This is a genomic window from Microbacterium sp. CCH5-D1, assembly GCF_001557335.1.
Taxonomy (GTDB): Bacteria; Actinomycetota; Actinomycetes; order Actinomycetales; family Microbacteriaceae; genus Microbacterium; species Microbacterium oxydans.
Map to the genome: position 1 here is coordinate 1 of NZ_LSJW01000136.1, position 4,354 is coordinate 4,354.

The window sequence follows — 4,354 nt, forward strand, 5'->3', positions numbered from 1 at the left end:
CGGACGGCGATGTCGCCGTCCGCAACGCCGCGGCGCTGCGTCCCGACGTGGTCCTGATGGATCTGCGGATGCCGGGACGCGACGGGATATCGGCGACGGCGGAGATCGTCGAGCGCCACTTGAGCGACGTGCTGGTCCTCACGAGCTTCGACGAGGATGACCTGGTGTTCGGGGCGATCCGCGCAGGCGCCGTCGGCTTCCTCCTCAAGACGGTGGACGCTCCCACGCTCGGCGGGGCCGTGCGGGCGATCGCGGCGGGCGAAGGCGCGCTCGATCCGCGGGTGACGCGCCGAGCGCTCGCCGCCGTCGCCGAGAGCGCCGCCGTGCCGGCACCGGTCAGGCGCCGCGAGGGGATGGTCGAGCTGACGGCCAGGGAGCAGGACGTGCTCGACGGGATCCTGCAGGGGTGGTCGAACGCCCAGCTCGCCGCCCGGCTGCGCATCTCGGTCCCCACGGTGAAGACGCATGTCTCCAACGTGCTCACCAAGCTCGGCGCACGCAGTCGGTCGCATGCGGCCGCACTCGTACGCGGCCGCGACGACTGATGCTCAGCCCTGTGCGACCGTCGCGACCGAGCTCTTCTCGTCGTCGCGGAGCGGACGCGCAGCACCCGAGAACAGCCCGGACATCACGACCAGCGCGACCAGGATGAACAGCGTGTTGAGCAGACCGATGTGCTCGCTGATGATTCCGAGCACCGGCGGACCGCCGAGGAAGGCGATGTAGCCGATCGTGGCGGCCGCGCTCACCCTGGCCGCGGCCTTGGCGGGGTCGTCTGCCGCCGCCGACATGCCCAGCGGGAAGCCGAGCGATGCGCCGATTCCCCACAGCGCGGCTCCGACCAGCACGAGCGGGAAGGTGGGGGCGAGGATGAACAGCAGGATGCCCGACGCTGCGGTCGCTGCGAGGATGCGCAGGACCAGGACGCGGCCGAAGCGATCCACGAGGGGACCGCCGAACAGGCGCACGACGGTCATGCCGACCGAGAACACGGCCAGGGATACGGCTCCGGTGCCCTCGGCGAAGCCGTGACCCTGTTCGGTGCCCAGGGCGATCCAGTCGTTGGCCCCGCCCTCGGCGAAAGACATGCCGAGCATGACCACACCGATGAGGTAGGTGCGGGGCTCGCGCCACGCTTCGAGCGCCGTGTGCATGCGGACGCGGAAGGCCGGCTTCTCATGCGCCGCGGGATCGAGGGCGGCCTCGCGCACCGGGACCTGGAAGAAGCAGACGATCGCGATCACGGCGATCAGCCCGCCTATGATCGCGGCGTGGGTCGCGACGTCGACGGCGAGCTGCGCGGCGAGAGCGCCGATCCCCGCACCGATGACGGTGCCGAAGCTGAAGAAGGCATGGAAGACCGGCAGGATCGTCTTGCCCATCTGCTGTTCGATCGCGGTCGCCTCGACGTTCATCATCACGTCGACCGACCCGTTGCCGAAGCCGAACAGCACCATGCCCACGATGACGACGGGGACGGAACCGAACACGTTCGCGCCCAGGCCGACCAGCACGATGCCGAGCGCGAACGTCAGCATCGTGAGGAGCATCCCGCGCCGGGCGCCCAGACGTGCCATCACCGCGGGGCCTGTCGAGATGCCGAGGATGGACGAGATGCCCATGCCGAGCAGGATCAGACCGACCTGCGCGTTGTCGAGTCCCAGCGCCTCCTTGATCCCGGGCACGCGCGACGCCCAGGTCGCGATCGAGAGGCCGCTCGCGAGGAAGATGGCGAAGATCGCCGCGCGCCAGCGCACGAACTGCGAACGAGAGAGGGCTGTTTCCATGCCGGACAGCCTATCGAATCGATTCGACCGTAGGGAAGCGCGGGGAGCTATCCTCGAAGTATGAGCAGCCAGGAGACGCCGCGTCGGCCCACGATCGCCGACGTCGCACGTGAGGCGGGCGTGGCGACCTCCACCGCATCCGTCGTCTTCAGCGGCAAGGCGAACGTGGCCGCCGCCACGAGGGAGCGCGTCCTCGCCGCCGCAGCCGATCTCGGCTATGCGGGGCCGGACCCTCGTGCGGCCTCGCTGCGACGTGGACGCAGTGGCATCGTCGCCGTGGTGCTCGAAGGGCATCTGCGTGCAGCATTCCTCGATCCCGTGACGACCGCCATGATGGACGGCCTCACCGACGGGCTCGCCGACCTGAGCGCCGGCATCCTCCTCATGCGCGACGAGCCGGGGGAGGAGGGTGCAGCCATCACCAACGCCCCCGTCGACGCCTTCGTGCTCATCGGCTGTTCCGGGCGCACGAAGGCCTCGCTCGAAGTGGTCCTCGGCCGCGGACTGCCCGTGGTCGTCATCGAAGGCGACGCCGGAGAGGGCATCCCGCGCATCACCCTCGACAACGTCGCAGCCTCCGCTGACGTCGCCCAGCACGTCTACGACCTCGGGCACCGCGACGCGGCGCTGGTCACCCTCTCGCTCGACAGCGAGCGCGAGCGCGCGCTGGTGACGCCCGAACGGGTCGAGAAAGCGACCGTCGACGTCTCAGTGCACCGTCTCGAGGGGATGCGTCAGGTCTTCCCGGACGCGCCGGCGATCTCGGCGTCCGGCAGCTTCATCGATGAGGGCGTGCTGGTCGGCCGCATGCTCCTGACCGACCCGGCCACTCGACCGACGGCCGTGCTCGCGCAGAGCGATCTGCTTGCGGTCGGCGTCATCCGCGCAGCCGAGGAGCTGGGTCTCCGCGTGCCCGAAGATCTCTCCGTCGCGGGCTTCGACGGCATCGAGGTCGACGGGCTCGGCGATCTCACGCTTACGACCAGCGTGCAGCCCGCGGTCGAGAAGGGGCGCGCTGCCGGGGAGCAGATCGCCCGCATGCTGCGTGGCGAACCCGGGATCACGCAGCACCTCACCTGCGTGTTCCGAGCCGGCACCACGACGGGCCCCGTCCCGCGCTAGCGGCGTCCTCGCCGAGTGCTCAGCTGTGCTGTGAGCCGAGCGGCAGAACGCGTTCGCCGAAGTCGAGGATGCGATATCGCCCGCACTCGACGACATCGTCGGGTATCGCTGGTGGGGAGAGCTGCCACGCGACGGTCTGGGAGTCCTCGACGAGGAACGAGACTCCGTCGACGTCGAAGTCCTCGCGGTTCACCAACCATGCGTACGCGTCGAGCTCGTGATCGACCTGCACGAGGTGGCGGGGATCGGCGACATGCAGCTTCGGCAGCCGCACGGTCCAGAACTGTCCGCCGCCGATTCGGCCCGAGGCATCGACCCAGTCGGTTACGCAGGTGAGATCGGGGTCGGGCGTCGTGCTCGCCGCGACGAGCCGAGGCACGCTCAGCGCCCCGCACACGAGCAGGAGCACGGCCGCGGTGGCCGTGAGGGCACGGGGTGCCCGGGCGGGCATCCGCGGGATATGGGGAGCGGCCACGATCACGAGCACGGGTCCGAACGCGAGCGGCTGCAGGTAACGGGCGGCGTGGGTACCGAGGGCGATCGCCCCGACCAGGACGAGAGCGGGCATGGCCCACGCGACCGTGGCGACGAAACGTGAGCCGGTGTCTCCGACGCGTGCCGTGTTCGCGATCGCCCAGCCGACCAGAGCCACCACGACCACGACTCCGAAGATCCCTGCGGGCGTCGCAAGGCGGTCGAGGAGAAGGCCCCCGTAGTAGCCCGCGGATTCCGTCCAGAGTTCGGGCTGGATGTAGCCGGCACCGGTGTTGGCGATCCATGCCCGAAGCGGAATGCGTCCGAGGAAGCCCAGCGCGGTGCCGATGACCAGCACGACGAGGATCGTTGCGGTGCGTGTTCGTCGTGGCGGGCGAAGGAGCATCACGAGGAGCAGCAGCGAGAGCGGAACCGTGGCCCAGGCGGCGAAGAGGGGATTCGAGAGCGTCGACACGGCGGCGATCGCCCCGAGCGCGATCAGTGCGCCGATACCTCCTGCGCTTCGGTCGAGCACACGACGGACCAGTCCCACACAGAGGACGACGGCGACCACGGTGGCGGCGTAGTACGTGGTCGTCAGCAGCAGTGAGGCCAGCTCCAGGGCGTCTCGGGACCCCGAGAGATCGGTCATGGCGAGGATCGCGAAGGTGCCCATCCCGAGCAGCGCCCATGCGACGGGGGCTGTCCTGTCCCGCCGACGCCCTACGGCGACGCGGAGTGCACCGTAGAGGGCCAGCATGTTGACCACGGCATTCACCGTGAGCAATCCGTTCACATCGAGCCCGAGCGCGGCGTCCAGCCCGGAGAACCCCGCGGACTCGGGCAGGAAGAGTACGCTCGACATCGCCCAGTCGAGGGGTGCGCCGGAGAGCAGCGACCGAGCGAACATGCCCACGACCAGGGAATCTCCGTCTCGGAACAGCAGCTCAGCGCGGGCGGATGAAGCCACC

General features: G+C 69.8%; 4 protein-coding genes. 2 read left to right on the forward strand and 2 right to left on the reverse strand.

Annotated features, from left to right (window positions below; translation table 11 throughout):
* The coding region (locus AX744_RS08270; protein ID WP_061016267.1) for a LuxR C-terminal-related transcriptional regulator at positions 1-545 on the forward strand (545 nt) is incomplete at its 5' end.
* 3 nt (positions 546-548) lie between these two features.
* On the opposite strand, the gene AX744_RS08275 is transcribed toward AX744_RS08270, so the two are convergent.
* Positions 549-1,787: an MFS transporter gene (locus AX744_RS08275; RefSeq protein WP_061016269.1), complete on the reverse strand. Its 1,239-nt coding sequence runs from the start codon at positions 1,785-1,787 to the stop codon at positions 549-551.
* Positions 1,788-1,847: 60 nt separating this feature from the next.
* Between AX744_RS08275 and AX744_RS08280 the strand changes: the two genes are divergently transcribed.
* Positions 1,848-2,909, forward strand: a complete 1,062-nt coding sequence (locus AX744_RS08280; RefSeq protein WP_061016271.1) for a LacI family DNA-binding transcriptional regulator — start codon at positions 1,848-1,850, stop codon at positions 2,907-2,909.
* Between the two features lie 19 nt (positions 2,910-2,928).
* On the opposite strand, the gene AX744_RS20600 is transcribed toward AX744_RS08280, so the two are convergent.
* Positions 2,929-4,354: hypothetical protein (locus AX744_RS20600; RefSeq protein WP_082738456.1), on the reverse strand; the 1,426-nt coding region annotated here is incomplete at its 5' end.